Annotated in this window: 22 protein-coding genes and 1 pseudogene; 6 read left to right on the top strand and 17 right to left on the bottom strand. The window is 61.0% G+C overall.

From position 1 onward, the window contains the following. Nucleotides 1-616 precede the first annotated feature (616 nt). Together JQC81_RS21230 and JQC81_RS21225 are read right to left on the bottom strand one after the other, a co-directional pair. Nucleotides 617-1,180, bottom strand: coding sequence for a GNAT family N-acetyltransferase (locus tag JQC81_RS21230; RefSeq protein ID WP_203273752.1), 564 nt, complete (start codon nucleotides 1,178-1,180; stop codon nucleotides 617-619). A 1,071-nt stretch (nucleotides 1,181-2,251) separates the two neighbouring features. After that, nucleotides 2,252-3,568 (bottom strand): MFS transporter, encoded by a 1,317-nt coding sequence (locus tag JQC81_RS21225; RefSeq protein WP_246520562.1) that lies wholly within the window; start codon nucleotides 3,566-3,568, stop codon nucleotides 2,252-2,254. A 424-nt stretch (nucleotides 3,569-3,992) separates the two neighbouring features. On the opposite strand from JQC81_RS21225, the gene JQC81_RS21220 reads away from it, so the two are divergent. Next, nucleotides 3,993-4,589 carry a TetR/AcrR family transcriptional regulator gene (locus JQC81_RS21220; RefSeq protein ID WP_203273751.1) on the top strand — a complete coding sequence of 199 codons (597 nt, stop codon included), beginning with the start codon at nucleotides 3,993-3,995 and terminating at the stop codon, nucleotides 4,587-4,589. 231 nt (nucleotides 4,590-4,820) lie between these two features. Here the strand turns inward: JQC81_RS21220 and JQC81_RS21215 are convergent, their stop codons facing one another. Both JQC81_RS21215 and JQC81_RS21210 read right to left on the bottom strand, forming a co-directional pair. Continuing rightward, the gene (locus tag JQC81_RS21215) at nucleotides 4,821-5,702 is read right to left on the bottom strand and encodes an EamA family transporter (RefSeq protein ID WP_203273750.1); all 882 of its coding nucleotides are present in this window, start codon (nucleotides 5,700-5,702) and stop codon (nucleotides 4,821-4,823) included. Further along, nucleotides 5,699-6,316, bottom strand: coding sequence for a nitroreductase family protein (locus JQC81_RS21210; protein WP_246520561.1), 618 nt, complete (start codon nucleotides 6,314-6,316; stop codon nucleotides 5,699-5,701). Before JQC81_RS21210 ends, JQC81_RS21215 begins: the two co-directional genes overlap by 4 nt. Before the next feature lie 106 nt (nucleotides 6,317-6,422). Here JQC81_RS21210 and JQC81_RS21205 point away from each other — a divergent pair, with 106 nt between their 5' ends. Then, nucleotides 6,423-7,310 carry a LysR family transcriptional regulator gene (locus JQC81_RS21205; RefSeq protein WP_203273749.1) on the top strand — a complete coding sequence of 296 codons (888 nt, stop codon included), beginning with the start codon at nucleotides 6,423-6,425 and terminating at the stop codon, nucleotides 7,308-7,310. A 459-nt stretch (nucleotides 7,311-7,769) separates the two neighbouring features. Here the strand turns inward: JQC81_RS21205 and JQC81_RS21200 are convergent, their stop codons facing one another. From JQC81_RS21200 to JQC81_RS21170, 7 genes are all read right to left on the bottom strand, one after another. After that, complete coding sequence (locus tag JQC81_RS21200) at nucleotides 7,770-8,141, bottom strand: glutathione S-transferase family protein (RefSeq protein ID WP_203273748.1); 372 nt, start codon at nucleotides 8,139-8,141, stop codon at nucleotides 7,770-7,772. Between the two features lie 425 nt (nucleotides 8,142-8,566). Further along, entirely contained in the window at nucleotides 8,567-9,535 is a 969-nt protein-coding gene (locus JQC81_RS21195; protein WP_376772431.1) for an MBL fold metallo-hydrolase, read from the bottom strand. A gap of 11 nt (nucleotides 9,536-9,546) precedes the next feature. Then, nucleotides 9,547-10,065, bottom strand: coding sequence for an HPP family protein (locus JQC81_RS21190; RefSeq protein WP_203273746.1), 519 nt, complete (start codon nucleotides 10,063-10,065; stop codon nucleotides 9,547-9,549). 19 nt (nucleotides 10,066-10,084) lie between these two features. Further along, nucleotides 10,085-11,683, bottom strand: a complete 1,599-nt coding sequence (locus tag JQC81_RS34160; protein ID WP_203273745.1) for a 2Fe-2S iron-sulfur cluster-binding protein — start codon at nucleotides 11,681-11,683, stop codon at nucleotides 10,085-10,087. A 48-nt stretch (nucleotides 11,684-11,731) separates the two neighbouring features. Next, entirely contained in the window at nucleotides 11,732-12,304 is a 573-nt protein-coding gene (locus JQC81_RS21180; protein ID WP_203273744.1) for a cytochrome c oxidase assembly protein, read from the bottom strand. Nucleotides 12,305-12,311: 7 nt separating this feature from the next. Beyond that, nucleotides 12,312-12,746, bottom strand: a complete 435-nt coding sequence (locus JQC81_RS21175) for a VOC family protein (RefSeq protein ID WP_203273743.1) — start codon at nucleotides 12,744-12,746, stop codon at nucleotides 12,312-12,314. Nucleotides 12,747-12,845: 99 nt separating this feature from the next. After that, nucleotides 12,846-13,391, bottom strand: a complete 546-nt coding sequence (locus JQC81_RS21170; protein ID WP_203273742.1) for a carboxymuconolactone decarboxylase family protein — start codon at nucleotides 13,389-13,391, stop codon at nucleotides 12,846-12,848. A gap of 126 nt (nucleotides 13,392-13,517) precedes the next feature. Here JQC81_RS21170 and JQC81_RS21165 point away from each other — a divergent pair, with 126 nt between their 5' ends. After that, nucleotides 13,518-14,417 (top strand): LysR family transcriptional regulator, encoded by a 900-nt coding sequence (locus JQC81_RS21165; RefSeq protein WP_203273741.1) that lies wholly within the window; start codon nucleotides 13,518-13,520, stop codon nucleotides 14,415-14,417. A 230-nt stretch (nucleotides 14,418-14,647) separates the two neighbouring features. On the opposite strand, the gene JQC81_RS21160 is transcribed toward JQC81_RS21165, so the two are convergent. Further along, nucleotides 14,648-14,872: a hypothetical protein gene (locus JQC81_RS21160; protein ID WP_203273740.1), complete on the bottom strand. Its 225-nt coding sequence runs from the start codon at nucleotides 14,870-14,872 to the stop codon at nucleotides 14,648-14,650. Nucleotides 14,873-15,277: 405 nt separating this feature from the next. Here JQC81_RS21160 and JQC81_RS34155 point away from each other — a divergent pair, with 405 nt between their 5' ends. After that, complete coding sequence (locus tag JQC81_RS34155) at nucleotides 15,278-18,100, top strand: sensor domain-containing protein (protein ID WP_203273739.1); 2,823 nt, start codon at nucleotides 15,278-15,280, stop codon at nucleotides 18,098-18,100. Nucleotides 18,101-18,159: 59 nt separating this feature from the next. On the opposite strand, the gene JQC81_RS21150 is transcribed toward JQC81_RS34155, so the two are convergent. The 3 genes and pseudogenes from JQC81_RS21150 to JQC81_RS21140 form a co-directional block, all read right to left on the bottom strand. Beyond that, the gene (locus tag JQC81_RS21150) at nucleotides 18,160-19,251 is read right to left on the bottom strand and encodes a TRAP transporter substrate-binding protein (RefSeq protein WP_203273738.1); all 1,092 of its coding nucleotides are present in this window, start codon (nucleotides 19,249-19,251) and stop codon (nucleotides 18,160-18,162) included. Further along, nucleotides 19,235-19,399: pseudogene (locus tag JQC81_RS21145) on the bottom strand (bifunctional hydroxymethylpyrimidine kinase/phosphomethylpyrimidine kinase); the annotation flags it as partial. The pseudogene JQC81_RS21145 and the gene JQC81_RS21150, both read right to left, overlap by 17 nt. Before the next feature lie 72 nt (nucleotides 19,400-19,471). Continuing rightward, nucleotides 19,472-22,447 carry a Tn3 family transposase gene (locus JQC81_RS21140; protein WP_203273737.1) on the bottom strand — a complete coding sequence of 992 codons (2,976 nt, stop codon included), beginning with the start codon at nucleotides 22,445-22,447 and terminating at the stop codon, nucleotides 19,472-19,474. Between the two features lie 219 nt (nucleotides 22,448-22,666). Between JQC81_RS21140 and JQC81_RS21135 the strand changes: the two genes are divergently transcribed. Together JQC81_RS21135 and JQC81_RS21130 are read left to right on the top strand one after the other, a co-directional pair. Next, nucleotides 22,667-22,849 carry a hypothetical protein gene (locus JQC81_RS21135; RefSeq protein ID WP_203273736.1) on the top strand — a complete coding sequence of 61 codons (183 nt, stop codon included), beginning with the start codon at nucleotides 22,667-22,669 and terminating at the stop codon, nucleotides 22,847-22,849. 28 nt (nucleotides 22,850-22,877) lie between these two features. After that, nucleotides 22,878-23,576: an IS6 family transposase gene (locus tag JQC81_RS21130; protein WP_203273754.1), complete on the top strand. Its 699-nt coding sequence runs from the start codon at nucleotides 22,878-22,880 to the stop codon at nucleotides 23,574-23,576. A 549-nt stretch (nucleotides 23,577-24,125) separates the two neighbouring features. Here the strand turns inward: JQC81_RS21130 and ihfB are convergent. Further along, nucleotides 24,126-24,470 carry an integration host factor subunit beta gene (ihfB, locus tag JQC81_RS21125; RefSeq protein ID WP_203273735.1) on the bottom strand — a complete coding sequence of 115 codons (345 nt, stop codon included), beginning with the start codon at nucleotides 24,468-24,470 and terminating at the stop codon, nucleotides 24,126-24,128. A gap of 326 nt (nucleotides 24,471-24,796) precedes the next feature. After that, a complete protein-coding gene (locus tag JQC81_RS21120) occupies nucleotides 24,797-25,036 on the bottom strand; it encodes a hypothetical protein (RefSeq protein ID WP_203273734.1) in 240 nt (79 codons plus the stop codon). Nucleotides 25,037-25,277 lie beyond the last annotated feature (241 nt).

The raw sequence follows: 25,277 nt of genomic DNA, 5'->3' as shown, positions 1-25,277 counted from the left end.
GGCGGAAGGAGTACAATGAGAGCCGTCCTCACATGGCTCTTGGAAACAGCACGCCGCAGGAATATGCTTTGCGGATAAGCCCTTCGCCGGTAGCGAAGGGTTCAGTGGCCGACGGAAGCTAACCCTGGCCCTGGACCTCCAAACCCAAGCGCTTCAAGCCGATCATGCACTAACATTAACCCCGGACCACCTCATGGGGGCCGGCCAGGCTGGGTTCGGTTCGACAGACGCCGCAACAACAAGATAAGCGTTGTTGCGGCTTACTCGTCCGAGGTGGGATCGACTCCCATGCCACAGCTCCAGGTTCATAAGGGGTTAGCGGAGGGCTTGCTGTCCGCCATGCTGGTCTGGAGCCGACAAGCCTTCCGGGCAATTCGCCGGAAGATAGCTAAAAGCAGGGTTCAACTCTGGTGGCGTTTGCTACCTAATGCTGGAGACACCCATAACGCACTGGACCCCGTTATGGGTGTCTCCGCAACACTCCAGTCACGGGGATCGGCGAGGCTACTATCTCGATCCAGCTTCGGACTTGAGGCGAAACACGTACTGAGAAACCGGATTTGAGGATCAGTCCAAGTTCCCCTGAGGAGGTCGAGCCGACATTGAAGTTTAACGCTCAGCGCACCCGGGAGAATATAAGGGTGTCTCGCAGGCACGAGGGATCATCGGCTGCGACAACATTGTTCACCAAATGCCCGTCAAGTTGATAATTCAATCGTCGAGCAATCGTGTGACTGCGCTCGTTCAGGGGATCGCAACGAATTTCGATACGCCGGAAGCCTAAGGTATCAAACCCGAACTCCGTTAGGGCTTCCACTGCCTCCGTCACATAACCTTGCCCAGCGTGGGGCGTTGCAATCCAATACCCGATCTCCGCTTTGGGAACGCTCCAGTCTAGAGCGTGGAAGCCGGTGCTGCCCATCAAGGTCTGCTGAGAAGCATCAAATATCAGGTAGCGTAGCTCCTGACGCACCAGAAATCGGCTCGCTGCATGGCGAAGGCTGACCTCGTATCCCTCAGCATCAAGCGGCTTCTGTGCCCAAGGCGCCCAAGGCTTCAGTTCCGGCAGGGAAGTGTGGATGGCGGCATGCAGGTGTGCGCCGTCACCAGGCTGAGGACGGCGAAGCACAAGGCGAGCTGTTCTGATTTCGGTAGGAACTTCACGAAGCTCAGGTGGCATCGATGTATCTCATTCTGAAGTGGAAATTCTGTCATCCAAGAAACATGACAAGGTGCAGACCTTAGAGTATTTTGCTGACCGGGATCGAACAAGTCAATTTGCGTAGTTCACCTCAGACCATGTGAGCGAAAGGAGCCGGGCAACGGGTAAGTACATCCCAATTCAGCGCGTCAATGACTCACGGCGGCCGGCTTCAGGAGGCTTGACCATCCTTGCAGGAATGACGGAGGATGATCATTCGACGGTGCTGCCTCGTGCTCCTAAAGCATCGGACCCAAAAGTGGAATCCACTTTTGCGATCTGATCCGATGCTCCAATCATTGAAGAGCGCATCGTTGAGAGCGAAAAATCGGATCCACTTTTTCGCACGATGCGCTAGCGGGGCCCCAAGGGCAGCAATGACCGCCGCATCCTTGAGCTGCTGCATTACTGCACGGCCCACAACATCACATGGCGGCCTACCTGAAGTCATCGAGCCTTGGAGTTCGGATTGGAAACGCTTCTGGCGTTTGGGCCGGGCGGCCATGTTTGAGGTCTTCTTCGACGCGTTGGCAGCGCTCAGGGTGACCACTCATCTCATGCGGATGTCCGGATCCACGGTCGTGCGCCCATATCTCGACCGCAGGTGCAAAAGGGGGCAGAACAGACGGGCACTGGGCCGCTCCCGTGGCAGCTTCTCAACCGAGATCTACCCCAAGCCCGATCGGGATGTGCATTGACGGGCTTTTGCCTAACCGGCAGAAAAGCCAGCGGATAGCACGCATTACAAATTCGCACTCGATCTTGCCTTGATGTCAGCTTGCGGAGGTTGACCGCGAGGCCTTTCACGGTCGGCTTGCTGCCTGGCAGCTGCACCAGCGCCGGCAGTTGGCCGAGACTGTCGCAAGCCGCTGCCATGTGAGTGTCGGGGACGACAGGGCGCCCTCTGTGCAACGGATCGCGGAGTGCGGTAGCTCATGCTAGGCCTAGGACAGAGTCAGCCGCCCGTGCACACTGGAGCGGTCTCCTCGGTAGCGGCGGGCCGCCTCTGCCACAGAATGTTCCTTGGCCAACAGGAATCCATCATACCAGCTAGACATCTGTGCCCCACGGGCGGCCGCGAGCGCGGCGATTAGCTGCTCCCTGCTTTTGCTCGGTCACCCCGATGCCCATGATCAGGAGCAATGCTACAGCAGCAGCTGCACCAGCCAGCCACAGATTAGCTGTCAGGCCAAAGGCATCCACAATCCGACCCCCGGCCCAGGATCCTAGCGCAATGCCGATATTGAAAATACCAACATACAACGCCGTGGCGGTCTCTACGGCGCGCGGCGCAACTTTCATTATCCAGGTCATCAAGCCGACTGAAACGCCGCCATAGGCCAAACCCCAGCCTAATAGCGCCACACCACCGCCGGCATTTGAGTTGCCAATGACCAGAAACAGAACTGGCGTGAGCAGTAATCCTAGTGCAATCCCCATTAAGGTCAGTGTCGTGCGGCGCGCTGCGATGATGCCGGCTAGGAAATTGCCCGCAATTCCCATGATTCCGTAAGCGAACAGCAGTCCGCCGATCCATTGTGCATCAAACCCAGACAACGACAGCAGCAGTGGGCGCACGAAGGTGAATGCTCCAAAGTGGCCAGCCACCAGTAACAGTGTCATGGCCAGCCCGACTTGAAGTTTCCTATTGCCAAGTTGTTGTCTAAATTGGCGGATGGTCGCCGAACTCGCGACGGGTAGCGAAGGAATGACTGCTAGATGCAGGCTGAGCACCAACCCGCTGAGCAACGCCATACTGCCAAATGCCCAGCGCCACCCCGCGAGGTCGCCGATCAGTGCCCCGAGCGGAACGCCCAGCACCGAGGCGGCCGCTACTCCGCCAAAGATGATGGAGGTTGCCAAGCCAACAGAGTGTTCAGGAACGAGCCGGGAAGCCAAACCACCAGCAATTGCCCAGATGCCGCCCATACAGAAGCCAACGAGAATACGAGCGACCAGCATCCAAGGCAGGCTTACCGCCAGAGCTGATGCAATATTGGCGATCACCAACAATCCCAGCAAGCCGCACAGAATCCTGCGGCGATCGTGCCCTCCGGAAGCAATCACCACCAGCGGTGCAAACAAGGCCGCCAGCAAAGCCGGCAGTGAGATCATCAAGCCAGCAGTTCCGGTGGAAGTCTCAAGAGTGCTGGCAATCGGCGTTAGCAGACCCACCGGAAGCATTTCCGTTGTTACGACTGAGAAGGTAGCAAGACCTACTGCGGTCACTGCCAGCCACGGGTGCCGCACAGGTGTTTCAGCAGCAGATGAAGACATACTCATGGTGTCTAGATCCTTTGGGATGAAGAGGAAGACAGTGCTGACCCCACACAGCATCAGGTGCAGGGGAGAGACGTACACACGCATGCGCGAGTACCCAAAGGGCGGCCCGCAGCAGAGCGCTAGGGAATGCGATTGGTGGCTGCCGTCGGTGAGACACGGTTTTGATCGTGTCGATCTCCAGGGCGAGAGACCTGCGGTGTCAGCAGCGCCTAGGTCAGTACAACAGTTGACAAAACTGCGGCAGCCGGCCCGGAGGTCCGACGGAATCTGATGATGCTGATACTCTTTGTCCGTAGCGGAAGCCATGCCAGCGTTTCGTCAGGGGCAAGGCCCTTGAGGGGGGCACAGCACAGGGTTTTCGGTGGAGGATAAACATGTCTTCTCCGAAGTGCCCACTTGGCAACGATGGCAGGTGCGGGGCAATAGATACAGCCCGTATGAATCAGTTTATATATTCATACGAATCGTATGTAAATAATCATTCGGCACGTATGTAAGGAGAGGATCGATGGTTCGCCGCACCCGCGCTGCGATGGAAGCGACCCGCGCGACGTTGCTGGCAACCGCACGCAGGGTCTTTGGCGAGCGTGGCTACGCCGACACATCCATGGATGACCTTACCGCCCAGGCAGGCCTAACTCGGGGTGCGCTCTACCACCACTTTGGTGACAAGAAGGGTCTGCTAGCGGCAGTGGTGGAGCAGATCGATGCGGAAACGGATCTCCGCTTGCAGGCCATCTCAGGCACCGCCGAGGACGCCTGGCAGGGCTTTTGTGACCGTTGCCGTGCCTATCTGGAGATGGCGCTTGAACCGGAAATCCAGCGCATAGTGCTGCGCGACGCACGCGCCGTGCTGGGTGGCACTTTGCCGAATTCCCAGCGACATTGCATTGCCTCGATGCAGCGCCTGATCGACAACCTTATCCAACAGGGCGTCGTTGCTCAGGCTGACCCTCGAGCCTTGGCACTGCTGATCTACGGCGGCTTGGCGGAAACCGCCTTCTGGATCGCGGAGGAAGATGACGGCAATGTGCGCCTGGCACAAGGTGCCGCCGCGCTCAAGCTGCTACTGCGCGGAATGTTAGTCGAGCCTGGATCCTCATAATGATATGGATGTGTCACTACAGGTGGCATGTGACTGTGGGAATTGGCTCACGCCGTTCATCATGTTGCTCAGGATCAGCCTGGCAATTGACCATGCGCTGCTCGGTGCGACTCGGCTGGCGATGAAACCCGAAGACGCTATCCAGGATCATAGCTCCCGCTAAGAGAACAGGAACGTCGATCATCGATAGGCTCCGGTCAGCAGATTTGTTGTCGGGCTACCCACGCGCACTCATCGCGCCGTCTGGAGAGGTGCAGGCGGAACGATCCATTGGGCGCGCTGGCTCAGCCAGACGCTGAACAGCACCACAGCCATGCCGACAAACTGCATTGCGGTGAGGTGCTGAGACAGCACCAGCCAGCCGAGAACGACCGCCGTCAAAGGGCTGAGAAGCCCAAGTGGGGCGACTGCGGCCGGCTCTAGCCGGGCAATGCCGCGGAACCAGACGATGTACGTCAGTGCTGCTCCGATCAGACCAAGATAGGCAAGGCCGAGGACGTTGGCAGCAGTCAGCGAAGGTAAGGGCGGCTCGAACCATAATGCCGCCGGGAGAAGCAGAAGGCCGCCTGCGCTCAGTTGCCAGGCGGTGAAGGTCAACAGCGAGACGGGTGGCTGCCAGCGCCGGCTGAGCACCGTCCCTCCCGCCATCGACGCCGCGCCGGCGAGACCGGCAGCGACCCCGAGCGGATCCAGCGTGGCCTGCGGCGTCAGGATCAGCAAGCCTACGCCGACCATGCCGCCAAGCGCAGCGCAGAGCGACAGGAGCTTTATGGCTGAGCCCAGGACAAGATAGGCGAGCACGACCACAATCAGCGGCTGGACGGCGCCGACCGTGGCGGCCATGCCGCCCGGAAGCCGGTAGGCGGAGATGAACAGCATCCACCAGAAAATTGAAAAATTGAGCGCCCCGAGCACGAAGGCGCGGAACCACCAGACTCCCGTCGGAAGCTGCCGGACGATCAGCAACAGAAGGAGCCCAGCTGGGAGCGCCCGCAGCATAGCCACGGTCAAAGGATATCCTTGGGGCAAAAGCTGCGTAGTAACGAGATAGGTGCTGCCCCAGATGGCAGGCGCGATGGCCGTCAGCAGCACATCGGAAGCGTGCGGTCTCATGCGATCTCCAGAACCTCAGTGAGCGGGCGGCGGGGCTTCTGGGGCCAATTGCCTGGCGCGGCGCGGCCGATTGCGACGAGCATCACCGGCACCTCATCCGGCCCAAGGCCGAACTCACGCTCCACACCTTCGGCATCGAACCCGACCATCGGACACGAGGCGAGGCCGAGCGCCTCAGCGGCATGGATCAGTGTCCCGGCTCCAAGGGAGGCCGAGCGGACAGCCTCGTCGCGAGCCGTCCGAGGATCGGCATACTGCGCGCGGGCGCCCTCCTGCCAGCCCATGGCAGTATCCCCCGGCATGTGTCCGGCCTCTATAAAGGGACGCAGCCGTTCCGGGATGGCGGCGTGATTGGGCAGCAAGCCGCAGATGATGAAGGTGACAGCGGCGTCCGACACTTTCGCCTGGCCATAGGCTAGCTGGCGTAGGCGCGCCTTGGCCTCAGGCGTTCGCAGCGCAATAAAGCGCCAGTTCTGAAGGTTGTAGGCAGTCGGTGCCCGCGTTGCGAGGCGCGTCAGTTCCTCGATCTCAGCATCTGTCAGCGTATGGCAGGCATCAAACAGGTTGGCCGATACGCGCTGCTCTATCAGAGCAATGGCTGCATTCGTCATCATTCCATCTCCGAAGTGAAAGGGTTTCGGTGAGGAAGTTATTGATGTAGATGGTAGTTGATAATCCTCTGTTACGGAAAGATATTGTTCACCACTGGGGAATGATCGGATGGACCGTTTTACTGCCTTGCAGGTGTTCCGCCACGTGGCGGAGCTGAATAGCTTCGCGGAGGCTGGACGTCGGCTCGGCCTGTCGCCGGCGGCGATCAGCAAGAACATCGCAGAGTTGGAGGCGCATGTAGGCGCACGGCTCATCAACCGCACGACACGACGCATGGCTCTCACCGAAGAGGGCAGGATCTATCTTGAGCACATCGTGCGTGGGCTGGATGCGTTTTCGGATGCGGATCGGGCACTGTCTCCGCTCAGGATGGGACCGAGCGGCACCCTGCGGGTCAGTGCGCCGATGACCGTCACCCTAACGCGGCTCTCCGCGGCGATCCCCCGGTTCCTGGGCAAATATCCGGAGATTGCCCTTGATCTTCAGCTCGACGACAGACGGGTCGACCTTGTCCGGGAGGGCTTCGACCTCGCCATCCGCGGCAGCGACCACCTGGAGGATTCCACCCTGATCGCAAGGAAACTCGCGGTTATGCCGCACGTGCTTTGTGCGGCCCCATCTTATTTCGAAGCGCATGGCAGGCCGAAAGCACCACCCGACCTAAGATCGCACCAGTGCATCCGGTTCAGCCTTTCGGGACACGCAGATGTGTGGGAGTTCAAAAAGAATGGGCGCATCGAACGGGTTGCGGTGAGCGCCCGGTACTCGGTCACGTCGAGTCTTGCGGTCCGCGACGCGCTCCGCGAAGGCTTCGGTCTCGGTCTGATTCCCTTTCCCTACGTCGAGAATGACCTCCGGGAAGGGCGACTGCAGTGCGCACTGGAGGACTGGCGTACGGTGGAGACTACACTTTATGCCGTCTACCCGTCCCGGCAGCACCTTGCTCCAAAGACCCATGCCTTTCTCGATTTCCTCACAGAGGAATTCGGGCAGTGATGAAGAGAGCCAGGGATCCTCAAGCATGGACCGGTCGGTTGCAACGCCGAACCCCGCTTCGCCCATGCTAGGATATATGTGATTTCAAGCGGGGCTGGCTGTGGAGCGAATTGATGAGAACCCGTCCAATTCGTCGGCAATTCGCCGGTCAGGACGTTATGCCTGGCGCCCTTTTGGGACCGGCCGATGCTGCGGTCATGAGTTCGAGACATTGGGTGTGCTGATCCATCTGATCGGCTTGGTTCCCTTGCCTAAAGCATCGTACTTGCTGGACGTTCCTCACCACGCCTACCCAGCCGAGCCACTCGGCTCGATCCAGAGCCGGATACGGCCGCAATCTACCTTGGAGTGTCACTGGCTGCGCCTTGGCGATTACTACTGAAGATCTGAGATTCACGCGACGAAGCGAAGACGTGAGGAGGCTATTGATCTGTGATGTAGCCGTAATCTGGTCGCCAGTTATGCCGTCGCAGAATGCAGATCCATTGGTTGACCTGGGATCAGATAGTCATCGAACCAGATGTGCGGCAGCTGATCAGCCTCTTCTAGCCACACGGCTACAAGATCGTTCTGCAGGATCGTGCCGATCCAGGATGCAGTATGAGGGAAGCGGCGGATATTCGCGTTGTGTCGTGACAGGAGAATCGCTGTAGGAGCCAGCATAAGGTCCGTGAGACGGAGTAAGCCGAACAGGTATGGACCGTAGGAGTCGGCCAGCAGCTCTTCGAGATGGATAAACAGCCGAGCGGTCTCTGCTTGTTCGATCTCCGTCAGGTCGCGCTTGTACGGATAGAATGCACTCTCAAAATAAATGCGTGCGCAGATACCCAAGAGACCTGCATGTTGCCACCTAAGAAAGCGATGGGGGAACCGACATAGTGCCCTTACACGCCTGAATGAGCAACGTTCATGGCTTAATCCTAGCCGCAGCCTGAGCGCTCGACGAGAGCCAATAGTACCGTTTTGGCCAGACCTCAGCCCAGGGGTTATTGAGATAATGGCGCAACAGGACAATGCAATCGGGGAGCGAGTCTTCATAGCGTTCCTTGGAGCACGTGTAACGATTTTGCTGTAGGTTTGACGTTCTGGAGGTGCCGTCGGTTGCATGAGTAGGAGCGCTCAATGGACACTCAGATCCAGTTGGCGTCCACTCGTTGAAGGCGAGTGAGGACGGTCAGCGGTAGCGATGCCAGGGACCGGCAGGTCACCTCATGGCGGCGCATCCGCCATGAGGCCGCAAATCATTGACACATAGGTCAATCCTGAAAAGCCCATGCGGCAGCAACCCAGCGCAGGCGGCCATGGTCGGATACAATCCGGCCGAGACCTGGAAAGGGCATGTGCGTTGCAGCAATCAAGGCACCTTCCTCGGCGGCTCGAGGGAAGAAACGGGCCCGCATGGCCTGAGCAGCCGCACGATCCTGTTCGAACAGGAAATTGACATCGGTCATTGCCGGATGAACGACGGGAAAAAGCATATCGGATACCATGAGGAGGCTCTGACCAGCATCCGCAATACGAACTCCAATATGGCCTGGAGTGTGGCCGGTGAGGTCGATGATGGACACGCCTCGCACTATCTCACGCTCACCGTCGATCGCTTGCAGTTTAGGGTAAAGGCGGATCACGTCAGCGGAGAGCTTAAAGCCATTGTGGAGATAGTCTGGGGCGCTGGCCCTCTTAGCGGGATCCGTCCAGTAGGAAACATCACGCCGATCAATGTAAATCTCCGCACGAGGGAATTTTGCTTTTCCTCCAGCAACGAGACCGCCAATATGATCTTGATGCATGTGGGTGATGATAACCGCATCAATCTGATCGCGGGTGAGGCCCAAGGCGGCGAGCCCCTGGGGGAGAAGTCCTGACTTCCCAAGCGAGCCGCCGGGTCCAGCATCGATCAGGATACGATGCTCGCCATCCTCGATCAGGTACTGGTTGAACATAAAACGAATGCCTGAGGGCCGTGCCGCGAATTCTGCCTTAGCGGCCGCCTCGGTCTCGTGTGCCGTTCGACCAGGGAAATAGCCGAATGGCATATCCGTGAAACCGTCCGTGAGAGCCGTCACTGTGAAACGTCCGAGGCGCAATCGCGCAAGGGGAGGCGCGTTCATCGTTATAGACGGCTGATCAGAAGCCAGCGCAGCAGTAGAGGTCGGGAATGAACTGAGCGTAGGGGCGAATGCGGCAAGTCCGAAGGCAACTGTTCGGCGGGAGAGATTAGTCACTGCTGAGTCCTTTAGCAAAACCAGTAACGGGGATAATCGGCGCGCCCTGTGATGCGGTGATAGGCGTACGCCACCGCCACCAACGTCAGGGCACCGGACAGCACTGGCGTGAGCAGGAACCACCAGTCCGGCATGGCCAGCATCACGAGAAGCGGATCTGCTCCAGCAGGTGCATGGGTCGTACGGGTGATGAGCATCAGCGCGATGGCGAGACCGACAGCGAGCGCCATCGTCCACGGCGAAACGCCGAGCAGGTTGCCGACCGCGAGTCCGACGGTCGTGGCGATGAGATGCCCGCCGACGATGCTGCGCGGCTGCGACAGCGGGCTGTCCGGCAGCGCGAAGGCAAGCACGCACGTGGCCCCGAACGGCGCCATCACGAAGGCAAGCCCCGACCATTGCGCCAGAAAGACCAGGGTCAAGGTCGCGATCGCACCTCCCAGTCCCGCGAGAAGGATTGCACGCGGAGAGGCCAAAGGTGGAAGGGCGCTCGTCGGACGGAGTTGGCTCAAGGGTGGTTGGGCATTCATCGTCTGGTCTCCTGGCGGATCAGAAGTCGAGGGTGAGGTGATCGGTCAGCGCGCGGGATACGCAGGTGCACATCAGGCTGGCACGGGTCCGCTCTGCCTCGGAGAGGGCGCTGTCGCGGTGGTCGGGCACACCGTCGAGAACCTTGGTGGCACAGGTGCCGCACGTGCCGGTGCGGCAGTCGTAAAGCGGATCGACTCCGGCCCCAATGAGCGCATCGAGGATGGTCTGGTCGGGCGCGACCATGATGGTCTTGTCGGACTGGGCGAGGCGCACCTCGACCGGCCGGTCGCCTTCGCGTGTCGTGTCGGCGACGAACTTCTCGCAGCGGATCCGGTCGGCGGTTATCCGTAGCGCAGATGCCTGCGCGTTCACGGTCGCGATCAGGGGGGACGGGCCGCAGACGTAGAACACAGCGTCCGGCGGAGCCTCCGTCAGGACCTTTCGAACCGCGAGCGGGGTGGGTTCTGGATCTCGGCTGAAGTATGTCTTCAGGCGGCGTCCGAGCCGGGCCTCGAGATCCTGTCGCAGCGGCATTTCGGCCGTCGTCCGGGCGATGTAGTGAAGCTCAAACGATCGGTCGGAGGCGAGCAGTGCCAGCGCCATGGCTCGGAGGGGGGTGATTCCAATCCCGCCTGCGATGAGCACGCTCGGGCTGTCGTCATCATGGAGTTCGAACAGGGTGCGGGGCAGGCCGCAGCGGATTACCGTCCCAAGCCCGTAGTCCCGGTGGACGGCACCCGAGCCGCCATGGCCTGAGTCCTCGCGCAGCACCGCGATCTCATACACGTGACGATCCGCCGGATCGCCCATCAGCGAGTAGGTGCGGGTGTGCTCCCGGCCGTCAGGAAGGCGGACAGGCACGGTGAGATGTGCGCCCGCCTTCCAGGCAGGCAGGGGCCCACCGTCGACAGCCCGCAACTCGTACGACCTGACCCGGGACGTCAACTGGCGCATGCCCGTGACCACCAACTCCAGCGGACCGCTGCCGAGGGACTGCACGGCGGGGCCTGCCGCCCGCAGGGTTTGGTTCTCTGCTGTGACCTGGGCAGGCTGTTGCTGCAGCGGCGCGACGAGCCCGGCGATCTCCTCCTCGGTGAACCGGGGCGTGATGTGCTGCGGACAGTTCCAGTCGAACGCCTCGACCGTCATGACCACCGCGCGCTCGACCCGGGCCCGGTAGGTCGGTACCTCAAGACGGGCGAGCAGGCCTGGATCCTCGCTCTCGTGCACGATCCGTGCCCGCGCCCAGACCTTGAGGCGGCGGCGGTTCGGGTAGTCCATCAGGATCAGGGAGACGCGGCCATCCGCGTTGATGTTGCCCGTGCTGATGTACTGGACATTGCCGCGGAAGTCGGCATAGCCAATCGTCCTCTCGTCGAGCACCTTCAGAAAGCCTTTCGGGCCCCCACGGAACTGAACATACGGCCAGCCGGTCTCGCTCACGCTGGCCTGGTAGAAGCCGTCGCGTGCATGGATGAATTCGGCCTCGCGCTCCGTGAGGACGTTGCGACGCTCCTCGGCCTGCTCGAAGCCGGCATTGGCGGCGCGGCTGCCGTAGCGGGATTGGGCCGCCCTGACGCTGGGGGTGAAGGTGATCTCGGCAAAGGCCCGGGCCATGGTGAACGTCCTGCGAAGGAGGATGGGGACTCAGCTTCCCGGGGACCGTTACCGGGCCGCGGGCTGAGCAGGGTTCACGCCCTTCGGGGGGAAGTACGTGTACGAGAGCGTGATGGCGTCGAGGCTGCCGATGTCCGGGTCGTCGACGATGGCTGGGTCGATGAAGAACACCACGGCCGTCTCCATCGTCTCGCCGGGCTTGAGGGTCATCTCGGTGAAGCAGAAGCATTCGAGCTTCATGAAATAGCTGCCGGCGAGCTCGGGCTGGACGTTGTAGGTTGCCATGGCCGAGACCGAAGCATCGGACGGGTTGTGGATAATGTACGTCACCGTCTGGGTCTCGCCGACCTTGATCCTGACCGCCGGTGTTTCGGCCGAAAAACGCCAGGGGAGGCCGGGAGCCACGTTCGTGTCGAACCTGACAGCGACGGTGCGCTCGAGAACCTTGCCGGAGGGGGCGGTCGCCAGGATGGGCGTGCCGCCGAAGCCGGTGACGCGACAAAACAGGTCGTAAAGGGGAACCGCCGCATAGGCGAGTCCCAGCATGCCCGCGGCCACCCCGAGGCAGGTCAGGGCGGTGTTGCGAAGCCGGATGTCGTTGGGGCGGGCTGTGTCGGACATAACGAACTCATCCATACGTATGAAGGACGGTGTCCTGCGGCAGGCACGTGAACTCGACCCGGTTGCCCCCCGGCTCCCGGACCATGCAGTGGATCTTCGGTCCTGGGCCATTCCGCTCCGGCGCGAACTCCACAGTGGCGCCTGGCCAGTCGGCCACGCGCGCGTGGACAGCATAAAGGGTTGCTAAATCCGCGACGCGGAAGGCGAGGTGGTGGAGACCGACGTTCCGGTGCCTGTCGAAAGGCACATGGTCAGCCTGATCCTTGACCTGCCAGAGCGTCACCCGCGTGGTGCCGTCCGTGACGAAGGCGGCCGGATAGGCACGGTTCTCCCCCAGCAATGTCCAACCGAGGCATTCGGTGAAAAAGGTCCGGGTTGCATCGAGATCGGAAACGGTGAGGCCGATGTGATCGACACCGGACGTCAGGACGGCTTTTGACATCCTGCTGCTCCTGCTGAGGTGATGGGGGAGGGCGGGCACCGGAGGGGAAGCGCCCGCCCGGGCGGACCCGGGGCGGGGCCAAGGGTCCGGGTGGTGGCTTCAAGCCGCCTGTCTGAGGGCGACCTTCGGGAAGTCGATCTCGGCCCGGCTCGCCTTGCCGAGAATGTTGGTGAGCAGGTTCATGCCCACGTGCACGATGATCTCGACGATCTCGGCCTCGCCGTAGCCGGCGCGGCGCACCGCCTCGATCTCGGCGTTCGTCACCTCTCCCTTGTGCTCCACGAGCGCACGGGCGAATGCCACCGCGGCCGCCGCTTTGGCGTCCTGCGAGGTGCCCCGGCGGTTGGCCTCCATCTCGTCGCCCGTCAGGCCGGCGCTGCGGCCGATGGCGGTGTGGGCCGATAGGCAGTACTCGCAACTGTTCTGCTCGGCGAGTGCCAGGGCAATGCGCTCGCGGGTCTGGGGATCGAGGCTGCCCTGCTCGGCAATGCCGTACAGGCCGAGGAAGGATCCCAGCGCGGCAGGGGAATGGGCAAGCACACGCAGGAAGTTCGGCGTCATGCCGAGCTTCGCCTGCACAGCATCGAGGAGGGTCTTGGCCTCGCCGGAGGCGGTGGCGGGATCGACGGCGGAGATGCGGGCCATAAAGGTGTCCTTTCATCAAATCCGAACGGCAGTGGCCGCTGGGTGAGAGGACAATGCCCCTTGTGCTCAACAGCGTGAATGTTCATTCTCGGCAATGGATCGTTTCTAATCTGGGAATAATCGATCATGGATAGGTTGCAGGCGATGACGGTGTTCGTGGCTGTCGCGGAGGAGGAAGGCTTCGCCCCAGCGGCTCGCCGGCTGGCGATGTCGCCGCCTGTCGTGACGCGCGCGATCGCTGCCCTCGAGGCGCGGATCGGCACCCGGCTGCTTCACCGCACCACCCGCAATGTGCGCCTCACCGAGGCTGGGGCCCGGTACTTGGAGGATTGCCGCCGCATCCTGTCCGAGATCGACGAGGCGGAGGAGACGGCAGCGGGCTCACACCGCGAGCCGCAGGGGCAACTGGCGGTCACGGCCTCGGTGCTGTTCGGGCGCATGTACGTCGCCCCGATCCTGCTCGACTTCCTCGGCCGCCATCCCCGGGTGAGTGGCCGCACCCTGTTCGTCGACCGGGTCGTCAACCTCATGGAGGAAGGGCTTGATGTGGCGGTGCGTATCGCCCACTTGCCGGATTCGGGGATGACGGCGCTGAAAGTGGGATCGGTCCGGCGCCTCGTTTGCGCCTCTCCCGCCTATCTGGCCGAGCACGGCATCCCGCAGGAGCCTGACGACTTGACTCGCCACCGCACGATCGCCTTCCAGGGCGTCACGCCCTCGCCGGAATGGTCGTTTCGGAACGGCGGCTCCGAGCTGAAGGTCAGGCTATCGCCGCGCCTGGAGGTGAACACCGCCGAGATGGCGATCACGGCCGCCGTGCATGGGCATGGGCTGACGCGGGTACTGTCCTACATGGTCGCGCCCGAGCTTGCCGCTGGTCGGTTGAAGATCGTGCTGGCCGAGCACGAGCCCGCACCGGTACCGATTCACCTGGTGCATGGAGAGGGACGGCAGACCTCGGCCCGCGTGCGCGCATTTGTCGACTTCGCGGCACAGCGTCTGCGCGCGGATGGGTCGATCAATTGAACGTCCCTCAGGCGCGGCATCATCGGCGCGCAATGCATGACCGCCGGCGAGGGTGACGAATTCTGTATCAGAACGACGGCGCGCCAGTTCCCCGAAGTGCTTCTCCGTGGTGAGCCAGATCGTCCCGCCTTGGATCAGCGCGCTGGGCAGGTGCTTGCCAGTCGGTGAGAGGCCGCGCATGACGTGTTCCTCATTGAGAGTTGGCAGATGCACCGGTCACCCCAAGGCGCTCACCGCGACGCGATGGTTGACGCCCGGCTCTCGAGTCGCCCGTGCTGCCGGACGGATTGATCCTCCTTAACTGTGCCTTCCGCCCGCTGTTGCTCCCGCCCTTTCAAGAGGCCGAGGTCCGGGCCCAACTCGGCCCCGGCCATATCGAAGAACGCGCGGACACGCGCCGTACGCTCCCGGTCGGCAGGAGTGGGGATCGCGAGTTCGTCCGCCGGTTCCAGCACGGGAGCCCTCAACACCACACGAGATCGGGTTGAGGATAATCCTGAGAACACGGCGGCAGGCTTAGTTGCATTGACCTGTCAAGCTACAAGATCCGGTAGGTGGTTAGGCCAACAATCCGTGAGGCGCTGCACGAACTGGCCTACCAGCGTCCAGCCCATGGCTTATGTCGACAGGCATTGCCGCAACTGGAGCGTGACCATGGGTTCATGCTCACTCAACTAAAATCAGAGATATTTGCAGCACCCAAATCCGTGAGTCTAGAAGTCGAGGAGAGAGCCGTTTTCACTTTGTTAGGTCTAATACCCTAAGAGGGACGACATTTCTCCGACTATGTATTTTATTTGCGATGCCACCCGGCCTTGTCTGGACAAAACCAATAATTCACCGCAGGGGGCGGTCCCACCGTGGGGAAACTCGTTGAAATAGCGCGCGGCCAGAACAATGGAGTTGCCGACCTTTCGGCGTTCGCAGACACCCTGCCGCACATGACATGGATTGCCTCCGCGGACGGGAAGCACGAGTACCGGAATAGGCGCTTTTACGAGTTTACCGGGGCAGCGCCGGGGAGCATTGACGATAACGGTTGGAACAGCGTTGCACATCCGGATGACCAAGAGCAAGCGGCCGAAAAGTGGTGTCACGCAATCCGAACTGGCGAACCGTATGAGGCAGAGTACCGTCTGCGACATCATACCGGGGAGTACCGCTGGGTTCGCGCTTGCGCACTTCCGGCCCGCGACGGTTACGGTCGAATAGAACGTTGGCTTGGCACCAGTACCGATGTTCATGACCAAAAACAGGGCGAAGCCGCCCTGCGGGAGAGCGAAGGCCGGTACCGGGCTCTGGTGGAAGCCAGCACAGCCAAAATCTGGCGCGCCACCCCCAACGGCGCGATCTCAACCACGTGGGGATGGGAGAAAGTATCGGGTCAGCACCTTGATCAGCAAGAAGACGCCGGCTGGCTGAACGCTGTTCATCCCGATGACCGAGCGAATCTGATCTCGGTCTGGCAAGGTCTCCTTGCCTCGTCGCGGCCTGGGACGACCGAGTACCGGGTTCGTCAAAGGGACGGGCAGTATCGGTGGGCTCTCGCACGAGCAGTCCCGATTAAAGAGGCTGACGGAACTGTCCAGGAGTGGGTCGGTACGATCACAGATATTCATGAGCAGAAGCAAGCCGAAAATGCGTTGCGGAAGAGCGAGGCGCGCCTGCGCCTTGCAATCGAGACAACGGGACTTGGGATCTGGGACGTGGATGTCACCGCAGGCAATCGTCAATGGACAGCGGAAATACGGGAGATTTTAGGGATTTCCTCCGACACTCCGGCTACCCGCGACACCGCCCTTGAGCGCGTCCACTCAGCCGACAGGGCTCGTGTGGAAAGCATCTTCTATGCGGACGAGCAGGACGGATGCCTGAACCGTAGCGCTGAATATCGTATTCTCCGGGCAGACAGCGGCGAAGAGCGGTGGGTTCTGGAGACTGGCAGAACATTTCTTGGTGAGGATAACCAACCTATCCGGAAACTCGGAACCATTCAGGACATCACCGAGCGTAAACGGTCACAGGAAGCCTTGCGTGAAAGCGAAGAGCGACTGCGGCTCGCTATGCAGGCTGCCCGCATGGTCGCCTGGGAGCAGGATCTCAGAACGGGCTACATCACACGCTCTCAAAACTCGCTCGCATTGCTAGGCATTGGTTCCGGGCCTCTCTCGGAATTCCTCGATAAATTGCACCCGGACGATCGGACGCTTCACGAGAAGCTCCTTTCAGGAAGCGATGATCCGAGAGCTGAGTCAACCGAATTCCGGTACACCTTGCCTACCGGAAAGACTCTTTGGCTAGCATCGCGCGCAGAAAGGGCGGGGCCGAACCGCATTGTGGGCGTTTCCTACGACATCACGGATCGGAAGGCGGCTGAAGAGGAAATCTGGAGAGCCGCGAACCATGACGCGCTCACTGGCCTGCCCAACCGCGCTCTGTTCCAGCATAGTCTCGAGGAGGCCCTCACCAGAGCCAAACAGGATGGAACCAGTGTCAGCCTTCTCCTGATCGACCTGGACGACTTCAAGGATGTCAATGATACCCTTGGCCATGATGCCGGTGACGCGCTGCTTAAGGAAACTGCGGCGCGGCTGTCGGCAGTCGTGCGGGAATGTGACACAGCAGGAAGGCTCGGCGGGGATGAGTTCGCGATCCTAATTGTCGAGCCCATGAGGCTCAGCAACGCGGTTAGTTTTGCAGACAATATCATCAGACAGATTCGCCAGCCCTTTACTTATAACGGGCGCATGATCGTGAGCCGAGCGAGTATCGGAGTGGCCGCGTTCCCGGATCATGACATCCTGTCGAGCGAATTGATGAAGGATGCCGATATCGCCCTTTACCAAGCCAAGGCAAAAGGGCGGGGAGGTGTCGTTACCTACTCACCTGCAATGAGAGAGACTGCCGAGAGGCGGCTTACGTTGAGCAGAGAGGTTCGAGAGGCAATCACACGGGATGAGATCGTTCCGTTCTATCAGCCGAAGGTATGTCTTGCGACCGGCCGAGTCGTTGGTCTCGAAGCCCTTGCCCGCTGGCACCACCCGACCAAAGGCCTTCTGACGCCAAGCACCTTCGGAATGGCATTTGACGATCCCGAGATTGCCACGGCTCTCGGCAAGCGCCTGATCGGCAAAATCGCCTCTGATATCCGCACCTGGCTCAAGGCGGGCCTCTCGCCTGGGCGGGTCGCCGTAAATCTTTCGAATGTTGAGTTCAGCCGTCCAGATTTGGCGGAAGAAATTTTCCGTATTCTTGATCTGGCAAGAATTCCGACAACGCTCTTTGAGGTCGAGGTCACGGAAAAAGTCCTGCTTGACGGGCGCTCCGGCCTCGTCGCCGACACACTTGATAAGCTCCGCCGACGGGGCATTCAGGTTGCACTCGACGATTTTGGAACGGGTTATGCATCCCTCACACACCTGAAGCGATTCCCTGTTGATCACATCAAAATTGATCAGAGCTTTGTGCGTGATCTTGAGGAAGACACTGGCGACGAGGCGATCGTAGCTGCGCTGATCGGACTTGCTAAAAGCCTGAACCTTCTGGTGACCGCAGAAGGGGTTGAAACCGAAGGTCAGGCGCGACGGCTGAGTGAATTGGGATGTCACACCGCACAGGGCTATCTGTTCGCCCGACCGATGGCTGCGGCCGAGATGACAGTATTCATTTCTCATCAAACCTAGAGAATCGGAGACGGAAAGCGGGTTCACCGTTCCGCACATACGCTAGGGGAATGCGCGAGCTAGCGGGCCGGCAGGTGCGCACGTGTGTTGGCTCTCGCCATGTCGGCTGCAAGAGCCGACCAGCCGCGTAGATCCTGCAAAGCCGTCTGGTAACTCGCGACGATGCGGCCTGCGAGAGAGGACGTGCCCCCCAGCTCGATCATGAGTTCTGCCGAGGCTGCCTGGGCCGCATCCATGATAGAGCGTGGGAAACCTTCCAGGGTGACCGGGTACTTGCCAAGGATCTCGATCAGGGCCACCGCATTGGTCTGATATGCCTCGGCAAGTCCAAGGGTGTGCTCAGCCCTGCAAGCCTCTGCGATGATGCTGCGCAGGTCGGGGGTGAGGCGGTCCCAAGCAGGCAACGAGACCATGAGCTCGCTCGCGCCATTCGGTTTGTTGAAGCCAGGTGCGTAATAGAACGATGCGTATTTCGGCAGACCTGTTTCCAAGTCGGTTGCCGGAGCCAGAAACTCAGCAGCGTCGATAGAGCCCTTTTCCAGTGCGGGGAGCAGATCACCGGCAGACACCGCCATCGGCACAGCACCGAGCTTGGCATAGATCTCGGCTCCCAGGCCCTGTACGCGCAGGCGCATGCCCCTGAGATCCTCGACACCGTTCAGCCTGTGCCGGAACCATCCGCCCATGGAAGGACCGGTGTTGCCGGCGAGAAACGCGCGAACGCCGTGAGGTTTGTAAAGCTCGTCCCAGAGCGCTTGGCCACCCCGCAGGTCGATCCAGGCCTGGTGCTCGATCGGACCAAGCCCATAAGGAACGCTCGTGAAGAAACCGGCGGCGGGCATCTTGCCCTGCCAGTACAGCGCTGCCGTGTGGCCCATCTCGACAGTGCCGTTCGAGACTGCATCGAGCACCGCGAAGGGCGGCACGATCTCGCCGGCCGCAAAGAGATCGACCTGAAGCCGCCCACCGCTCATGGCATTGATGCGCTCGACGATCCGCTGTGCGGAAATGCCAGGACCGCTGCGGCCTTTCGGCCAGGAGGTGACCATGCGCCAGCGCAGAGTTTGGGCGCGAGCGACGGTGGGCGCTGCGAGAGTCGAGGCACCGATGCCAAGCGCCGCACGGCGGGTGAGCTTAAGACCATAAGGCATGGAAATGGTGCACGGGTCCGTGCCCGTGTCCGATCTGGAGTCCGTTGGAAGCCTTAATTGCGGCGCTGATGAAGCTCTTCCCGGCTGCAACAGCGTCCGCCAGCGGCAGGCCCTTGGCGAGCCCGGCTGCGATGGCTGAAGACGGGGTCGGAACAAGAACTGCTCCCAAACACACGCTAAGCTAGAACGAACAAAGAACCGCCGTTTTCGCCCGGTCGGATCACGCGGCTCGTGCCAAGGGCTGCGACAGGCGTAAGGGGCGGAATCCATCGACGAGCGTGGGCTTCTCGCCCCATGCATAGGTGCCCGTGAGATTGATATGCTCCCAGCTCAAGGGCGACACATGCTTGAGCACCTCGGGCCGGATAATCCGCCCCTGCCGGCGGAGATGATCCACGGCACGTCCGAGATAAACCGTATTCCAGTGAACAATGGCGCTCACGACCAGGTTCAGCCCGGACGCCCGGAAGGCTTGGCTCTCAAATGAGCGGTCGCGGATCTCGCCACGCTCGTGGAAGAACACGGCCCGTTTGAGCTTATGGGCTGCCTCACCCTTGTTGAGGCCCGCTTGGCAGCGCCGCCGGAGTGCAGGGTCCGAGTACCACTCGATCATGAACAGCGTGCGCTCGAGACGACCGAGTTCGCGCAGAGCGCGGGCCAACTGACTGGGATTACGAGAGGCGGCAAGCCGTTTGAGGATCGTTGAGGGAGCGACTGTGCGTGTCTGGATCGAGGCCGCCAGATGAAGGAGGTCGTCCCAGTACTCCATGACCAAGCCGGTGTTGATCGGTACACCGATATGCTCTTGGAGTGCGGGATAGGTCTCCGGCTTCTCGAACGTATGGAGCTTCCGGTCCTTGAGATTACGAAGGCGTGGAGCAAACCGCCGACCCGTCAGGGCGAAGAGACCGAAGACGTGGTCGCTGGCGCCGCCTGTGTCTGTGAAGTGCTCCTGGATGTCGAGTGTCGTCTCGTGATCAAACAGGCCATCCAGCACGTAGGGCGCCTCGCTCTCGGTGGCGCTGATCGGCAGGATGCTGAAGTAGCCATACTGGTCGGAGAGATGGCTGTAGAACTTCGAACCAGGTTCACTGCCGTAGTGCAGGTTGACATCGCTCCGAGGGCCCGCGCGATCACTGGCTTGGAAGAACTGCCCGTCCGAGGAGGCTGTGGACCCGTCGCCCCAGAGCAGGGCATGGGGGTGCTGCGAGTGCCTGTCGGTAATGCAGGCCTGAGCCAGCTTGTACGTCTCCGGCCGGGTATGGAAGATCCGCTTCCAGGCGATCTCCCGTGCGGTGATGCCTTTCGATGCCGCAGCCATCCGCTTTGCTCCGAGATTGGTAGCGTCGGCCAGAACGCCAGCCAACATGGCCGGAATGTTCTCAGGCGATTCCTGGGTGCGGATGTGGGTGAACTGATTGGCGAACCCAGTCCAGGCATGCACCTCCGTCAGGAGGTCAGGCACCTCGACCAGCGGGTACATGTCGCCCAGCTCCCACTTCAGCTCCTCGGCAGCGGCCGGTACATCGCCGGGGAGGGGAGTGACGACGAGCTGTCCGGCCTCAAGCCGTACGCCTTCGAGCTTGCCATTGCGGGCGCGATAAGCAAGCCGTTTGAGGTCGAAGTCGAGGGTCTGACGCGCCTCGCTTAGATATGCCACGACATCACCCTGAACGCCGAGACCGAGTTCATCGGCTGCTTTCAAGGCAGCAAACGTAGGCTTGGGCATGAGTTGTTCGTCCATCGGCCGGAAGGCACGACTGCCCTCAACCCAGATGTCGCCGGCGCGCAACCGCTCCCGAAGGGCAGCCAGCGTCGCGATCTCGTACAGACGGCGATCCGGCTTGGCGTCGGCAAAGATCAGCTTGCGGGCTTGTGATGTGAGGTGGCCGACTGGCGCTCGCTCCGGCAAGGTCCGGCGTCCGGCAGCATTCAAGGTTTTGAGTGTCCCGATCGCGGCCAACAGCGAGTCATGCCGACGGGAGGAGCGGAAGGTAAACGTCTCGAGGAAGCGCGCAGCATACTTGCGCACGGGGCCGTAGCGCTCCGCGGCCAGCACAAGCGGATCGGGATCGGCATCCTGCACCATGGCTTCGACTTCCGGTTTGGCTTCGAGCAGCCGATGCCATCCGATTTCATCGTCGAGAACATCGATGGCATTCCGGCCTGTATCGTTGGCGACAACGAGGGCTCGCAAGGTGTCGCGGAACAGGCGCAGCGCCTTAGTGGTGTCTTGCCGGGTGTCGGCGTATCTCTGCTTGCGGCGCGTGTTGGCTCGCGCGAAGAGACGGCCAATCAACTTGTTGAACATCGTGACCGCCTCGTCGGTTAACCGCTCCCCGAGTGTGATCAGTTGGGCGACGATCGTCGCCCGCCGCCGATAGGCGTTGAAGTCGGCCACGAGCCAGGCTGGGGCGGCGTCACCCTCACGGACGATTTGGGTCCAGCGCTCAGGGTGGATCCGCTCACGCAGCTGCGGATCCACGGCCATGAAGCGGATGAAGGTCAGACGGTCCATGAGGCCGATCAGATTATCGGCCCCAGGTGCATCCGGCGCCGTGCGCAGCCAACTGAGCCGAGTCTGCTGGATCGCTGGATCAATCGTGAGAAGGGCGTCAAGGCTGTCGAGCCGCTCCGGTGACAGTCCCTCCAGCAAGGCAGCCTCGGCCCGTTGGCGGGCGATGGCACGTCCGGCGATGCCGATCTTCTCGAGGGCACCGTCCGGCAACAGAAGGGCACCACGTTCGCGGAACGCGTTGACGACAGCAGTTGCAATCGGCAGTCCCTGGTCTGTCCCCATGGCTACATTGATCGCCGCCACCAGAGCCGCACGCCGGTCTTCGCGTGTCGCCGTCCGGACGCCGAGGTAGTGCGCCAGACGGCGACTGTGATCGAAGCGGGTGTTGTAGCGACGCGAGTAGAGGGCAAAGGCGTCGGGGTCGACCTCCAGCTGCTCGGCCACATAGGCCACCATGGCGGCGGGTGGGCTCTCGTCGACCCCAAGGATCCGGCCGGGATAGCGCATGAGGCAGAGCTGGACCGCATAGCCGAGCTGATTCTGGGGGCGGCGCCGGACCTCAGCTTGGAGGCGATCCTGCGGCGAGAGAGTGTAGTGCCGGATCAGGCTGGCCTCGTCGTCTGGGATGCCGAGCAGCGCCTGACGCTCCTCCGGGCTCAGAAGCGTCCGCCGTGTCATCACTCATCTCCCGCACTTGTTGTCTCACCGCTTGAGCAAAGGTGCGGGATGATCTTGCTCGGTACAGCGACCGCCCGGACTGTCCACACATAACGTTCTGGATAGCGTTACCGGGACAGTCTGGAGGAACTGCTCGATCTTGGTTTCTCAGAAGGGGAGGGGCTGGACAGAGTGGGATTCCCGGTTCGTTCTAGCTTAGCGTGTGTTTGGGAGCAGTTCTTGTCCCTACCCCACTACGACGATGAACCTTTGGTTCCGCGCACCTATGCCCTGCCCGAGCTGCCGTGGGAGCAGATCGCCGGCCGGCTCGAGCCAATCACGATTGCGATCCTGCGCTTCGATGCCCGACTGGAGGCCTCAGGATCCGTCGCAAACTTTTCGTTTCAGAGTTTCAGCTACTAAGTCTGCGGTCACAGTGGCGGAGGCAGGGGTGTTTAAGGGCAGGCATTTCGATCGATCCATAATCCTGCTCTGTGTCCGCTGGTACCTCGCCTACAATCTCAGCCTCCGGAATTTGGAAGAGATGATGGCGGAGCGGGGTGTCGAGGTGGACCACGCTACGGTCGGTCGCTGGGTCGTCCGTTACTCACCTGAGCTTCTGGAAAGATTTAACCGGCGCAAGCGGCCTGTCACTGGCAGGTGGCATCTGGATGAAACCTATATCAAGGTCAGAGGGTGCTGGATGTACTTGTACCGCGCAATTGACAGCAATGGCGACACAGTCGAGTTCTGGTTCAGTGAGAAGCGCAATCTGACAGCCGCCAAGCGCTTCCTTAGCAAGGCCCTCAAGCGGCATGGTCGGCCCGAGCGGATCGTGATCGACGGCAGTCAGACCAATCGTGAGGCGATCCTGTCCTGCGATACGACAAACCGGCTGCAGGACCGATCACGACGGAAGCTTAAGCCAATCCGCATCTGGCAAAGCGCCTACCTCAATAATCGTATCGAACAGGATCATCGGGCCATCAAGCGGCGGATTCGCCCGACGATGGGGTTCAAGTCCATGGGTAGCGCTCGTGCCATCCTGGGTGGGATTGAGATGGTGCACATGATGCGAAAGGGACAGGCGAGATACGCCTGCAGTCAGCAACTATCACTCGTCGAGCAGTTCGAGCGGCTCGTCGCATAAGCGAATACGAGCCGCGCTCAGATCTCTCCGTCCGCAGCCGGAAATTGCGACAGAGCCCGATAGTTCATCCCCACGATGGCGGGTCAGCTGCTCTGTCAGGAGGCGATAGTGGCTCTCAGCGGATCGGCGCGGACAACATCGAAGCTCTGTTTGCGAAGGGCGATCAGGCTATCCTCGATTGGTCGTACAAGACGGCAGACTACAGGCGCTTCCGGGTCGAGGATCACCACACGGATGCTGAAGCGATCCAGATTGTAGTCTCAGCGCTCAACTGCATGAGAGAGGAGCGAGACAACGCAATCGCGCTAATCAGCTTCCTGACCGCCGAACGGAAGACCCTTCGCTCGAACATCTCGAACCTACATCGTCCTGACCCAACGCCCCAGCGGCTCTATGCAAAGGTGGGGCTACATGAGGGTTGCCCCGACTTTGTTTTGCGGGCTGCTCAGACAGCCTACCGAAAGGCGCTTCATCCGGATGGGCAGCCCGAATGGCATCGGGCAGATGCCACCCGAAGGTTCACGGAAACTGAAGAAGTGTTCGAGATGCTTAAGCGTCTACGAGGCCGTTGATGTTGGCCGTGGCAGCTTCGACCTTCCTTTTCGATTGCGTCGGCGAGGCATTGAGACGACGGCGCATCTCCTTGCTGGCCTTGAAGACGGGCACGGCTTTCTCTGCCACCGTAACGAGATCACCTGTCTTGGGATTTCGGCCTGTGCGAGCACCACGGCTCTTCACCGCGAACGTGCCGAAGCCACGAAGCTCAACTCGGTCCCCTTGCGCCAGCGCATCGCCAATGGAGCCGAGGATGGCGTTCACAATTTTCTCGACATCTCGCTGATACAGGTGCGGGTTTTGCTCGGCGAGTCTCTGGATGAGTTCGGACTTGATCATGTATGGCGTAGGTCTTTGTTCAGGCGTCATTGATCAAAATGCTGGCAGAGCCCTATCGGGTGGTCAAGGAGGGAGCGCCTTCTTAGCCCGTTTAGCACAAGCCGTCAGAGGGTATCTCGCGAAGTTGCTCCTATGGGTACGCCTCTGAGACGGTCGGCTCGCCTTCGGAGACTTGGTATCTTTCCCGCATGAGAGTGTATGGTGGCGTGTGGCTACTCATGTTTTGGTGCACTGCGAGACAGACCCGTGTTCCTAATGCCACGCTAGGTGTAAGATAGCCTCAAGAACAAGAAACGAGACCACGGAACCGAGGGAGGCCTACCATGTCACGTGCCCCGGTCCACGAACCAGCGGCTCAGTCTCAAGCGGATCGTGGCGTTCTGCCCCCAGAGATACAAGAGGTACTGGCCGCGCTGTCCGAAGTTGAAGCCCGCTACGAGAGCGAATTTGAATGCCTCAAGGGCTGGTCTGGCCCTGACGCGATCAGAATGCGCTTCATTGAGCAGCTTGAGGCTCGCCATGCCGAAGCGCGGGAGCCTCTCGTCCAGCTTCTTGCTGATCTGCATCAGCAGATCACCACGGCGGCGATGCTCCAGGGCCTGCGCAGTTCGCAGCACAAAGGTGCCGAGGTCGGCAATGGCTCTGGGAGGGTGAGACCATCTCGTGGTTATCGCCTGCGTGGCTCGTCCCAGTGGGGAGCATAGCCTCGGTTGGTTCTGCCGTACTCCGGGACATGGTCATCCCGCCCGCGCTGCTGCCCATGGATTATCCAGGCCAGGGCATATCCAGCGGCTGCGACCAGTAGCA

The organism is Microvirga arabica (genome assembly GCF_016811235.1).
GTDB lineage: Bacteria > Pseudomonadota > Alphaproteobacteria > Rhizobiales > Beijerinckiaceae > Microvirga > Microvirga arabica.
Note: the sequence above shows the minus strand (reverse complement) of the source record. Positions and strands in the feature narration are given on the sequence as shown.

Coding starts and splice junctions, on each gene's coding strand:
- JQC81_RS21230 (WP_203273752.1), bottom strand. CDS start 1,180: ATGCCACCTGAGCTTCGTGAAGTTCCTACCGAAATCAGAACAGCTCGC.
- JQC81_RS21225 (WP_246520562.1), bottom strand. CDS start 3,568: ATGCGTGTGTACGTCTCTCCCCTGCACCTGATGCTGTGTGGGGTCAGC.
- JQC81_RS21220 (WP_203273751.1), top strand. CDS start 3,993: ATGGTTCGCCGCACCCGCGCTGCGATGGAAGCGACCCGCGCGACGTTG.
- JQC81_RS21215 (WP_203273750.1), bottom strand. CDS start 5,702: ATGAGACCGCACGCTTCCGATGTGCTGCTGACGGCCATCGCGCCTGCC.
- JQC81_RS21210 (WP_246520561.1), bottom strand. CDS start 6,316: ATGATGACGAATGCAGCCATTGCTCTGATAGAGCAGCGCGTATCGGCC.
- JQC81_RS21205 (WP_203273749.1), top strand. CDS start 6,423: ATGGACCGTTTTACTGCCTTGCAGGTGTTCCGCCACGTGGCGGAGCTG.
- JQC81_RS21190 (WP_203273746.1), bottom strand. CDS start 10,065: ATGAATGCCCAACCACCCTTGAGCCAACTCCGTCCGACGAGCGCCCTT.
- JQC81_RS34160 (WP_203273745.1), bottom strand. CDS start 11,683: ATGGCCCGGGCCTTTGCCGAGATCACCTTCACCCCCAGCGTCAGGGCG.
- JQC81_RS21180 (WP_203273744.1), bottom strand. CDS start 12,304: ATGTCCGACACAGCCCGCCCCAACGACATCCGGCTTCGCAACACCGCC.
- JQC81_RS21175 (WP_203273743.1), bottom strand. CDS start 12,746: ATGTCAAAAGCCGTCCTGACGTCCGGTGTCGATCACATCGGCCTCACC.
- JQC81_RS21170 (WP_203273742.1), bottom strand. CDS start 13,391: ATGGCCCGCATCTCCGCCGTCGATCCCGCCACCGCCTCCGGCGAGGCC.
- JQC81_RS21165 (WP_203273741.1), top strand. CDS start 13,518: ATGGATAGGTTGCAGGCGATGACGGTGTTCGTGGCTGTCGCGGAGGAG.
- JQC81_RS21150 (WP_203273738.1), bottom strand. CDS start 19,251: ATGCCTTATGGTCTTAAGCTCACCCGCCGTGCGGCGCTTGGCATCGGT.
- JQC81_RS21140 (WP_203273737.1), bottom strand. CDS start 22,447: ATGACACGGCGGACGCTTCTGAGCCCGGAGGAGCGTCAGGCGCTGCTC.
- ihfB (WP_203273735.1), bottom strand. CDS start 24,470: ATGATCAAGTCCGAACTCATCCAGAGACTCGCCGAGCAAAACCCGCAC.
- JQC81_RS21120 (WP_203273734.1), bottom strand. CDS start 25,036: ATGCAGATCAGCAAGAAGCTGGACGAGAGGCTCCCGCGCTTCGGCATG.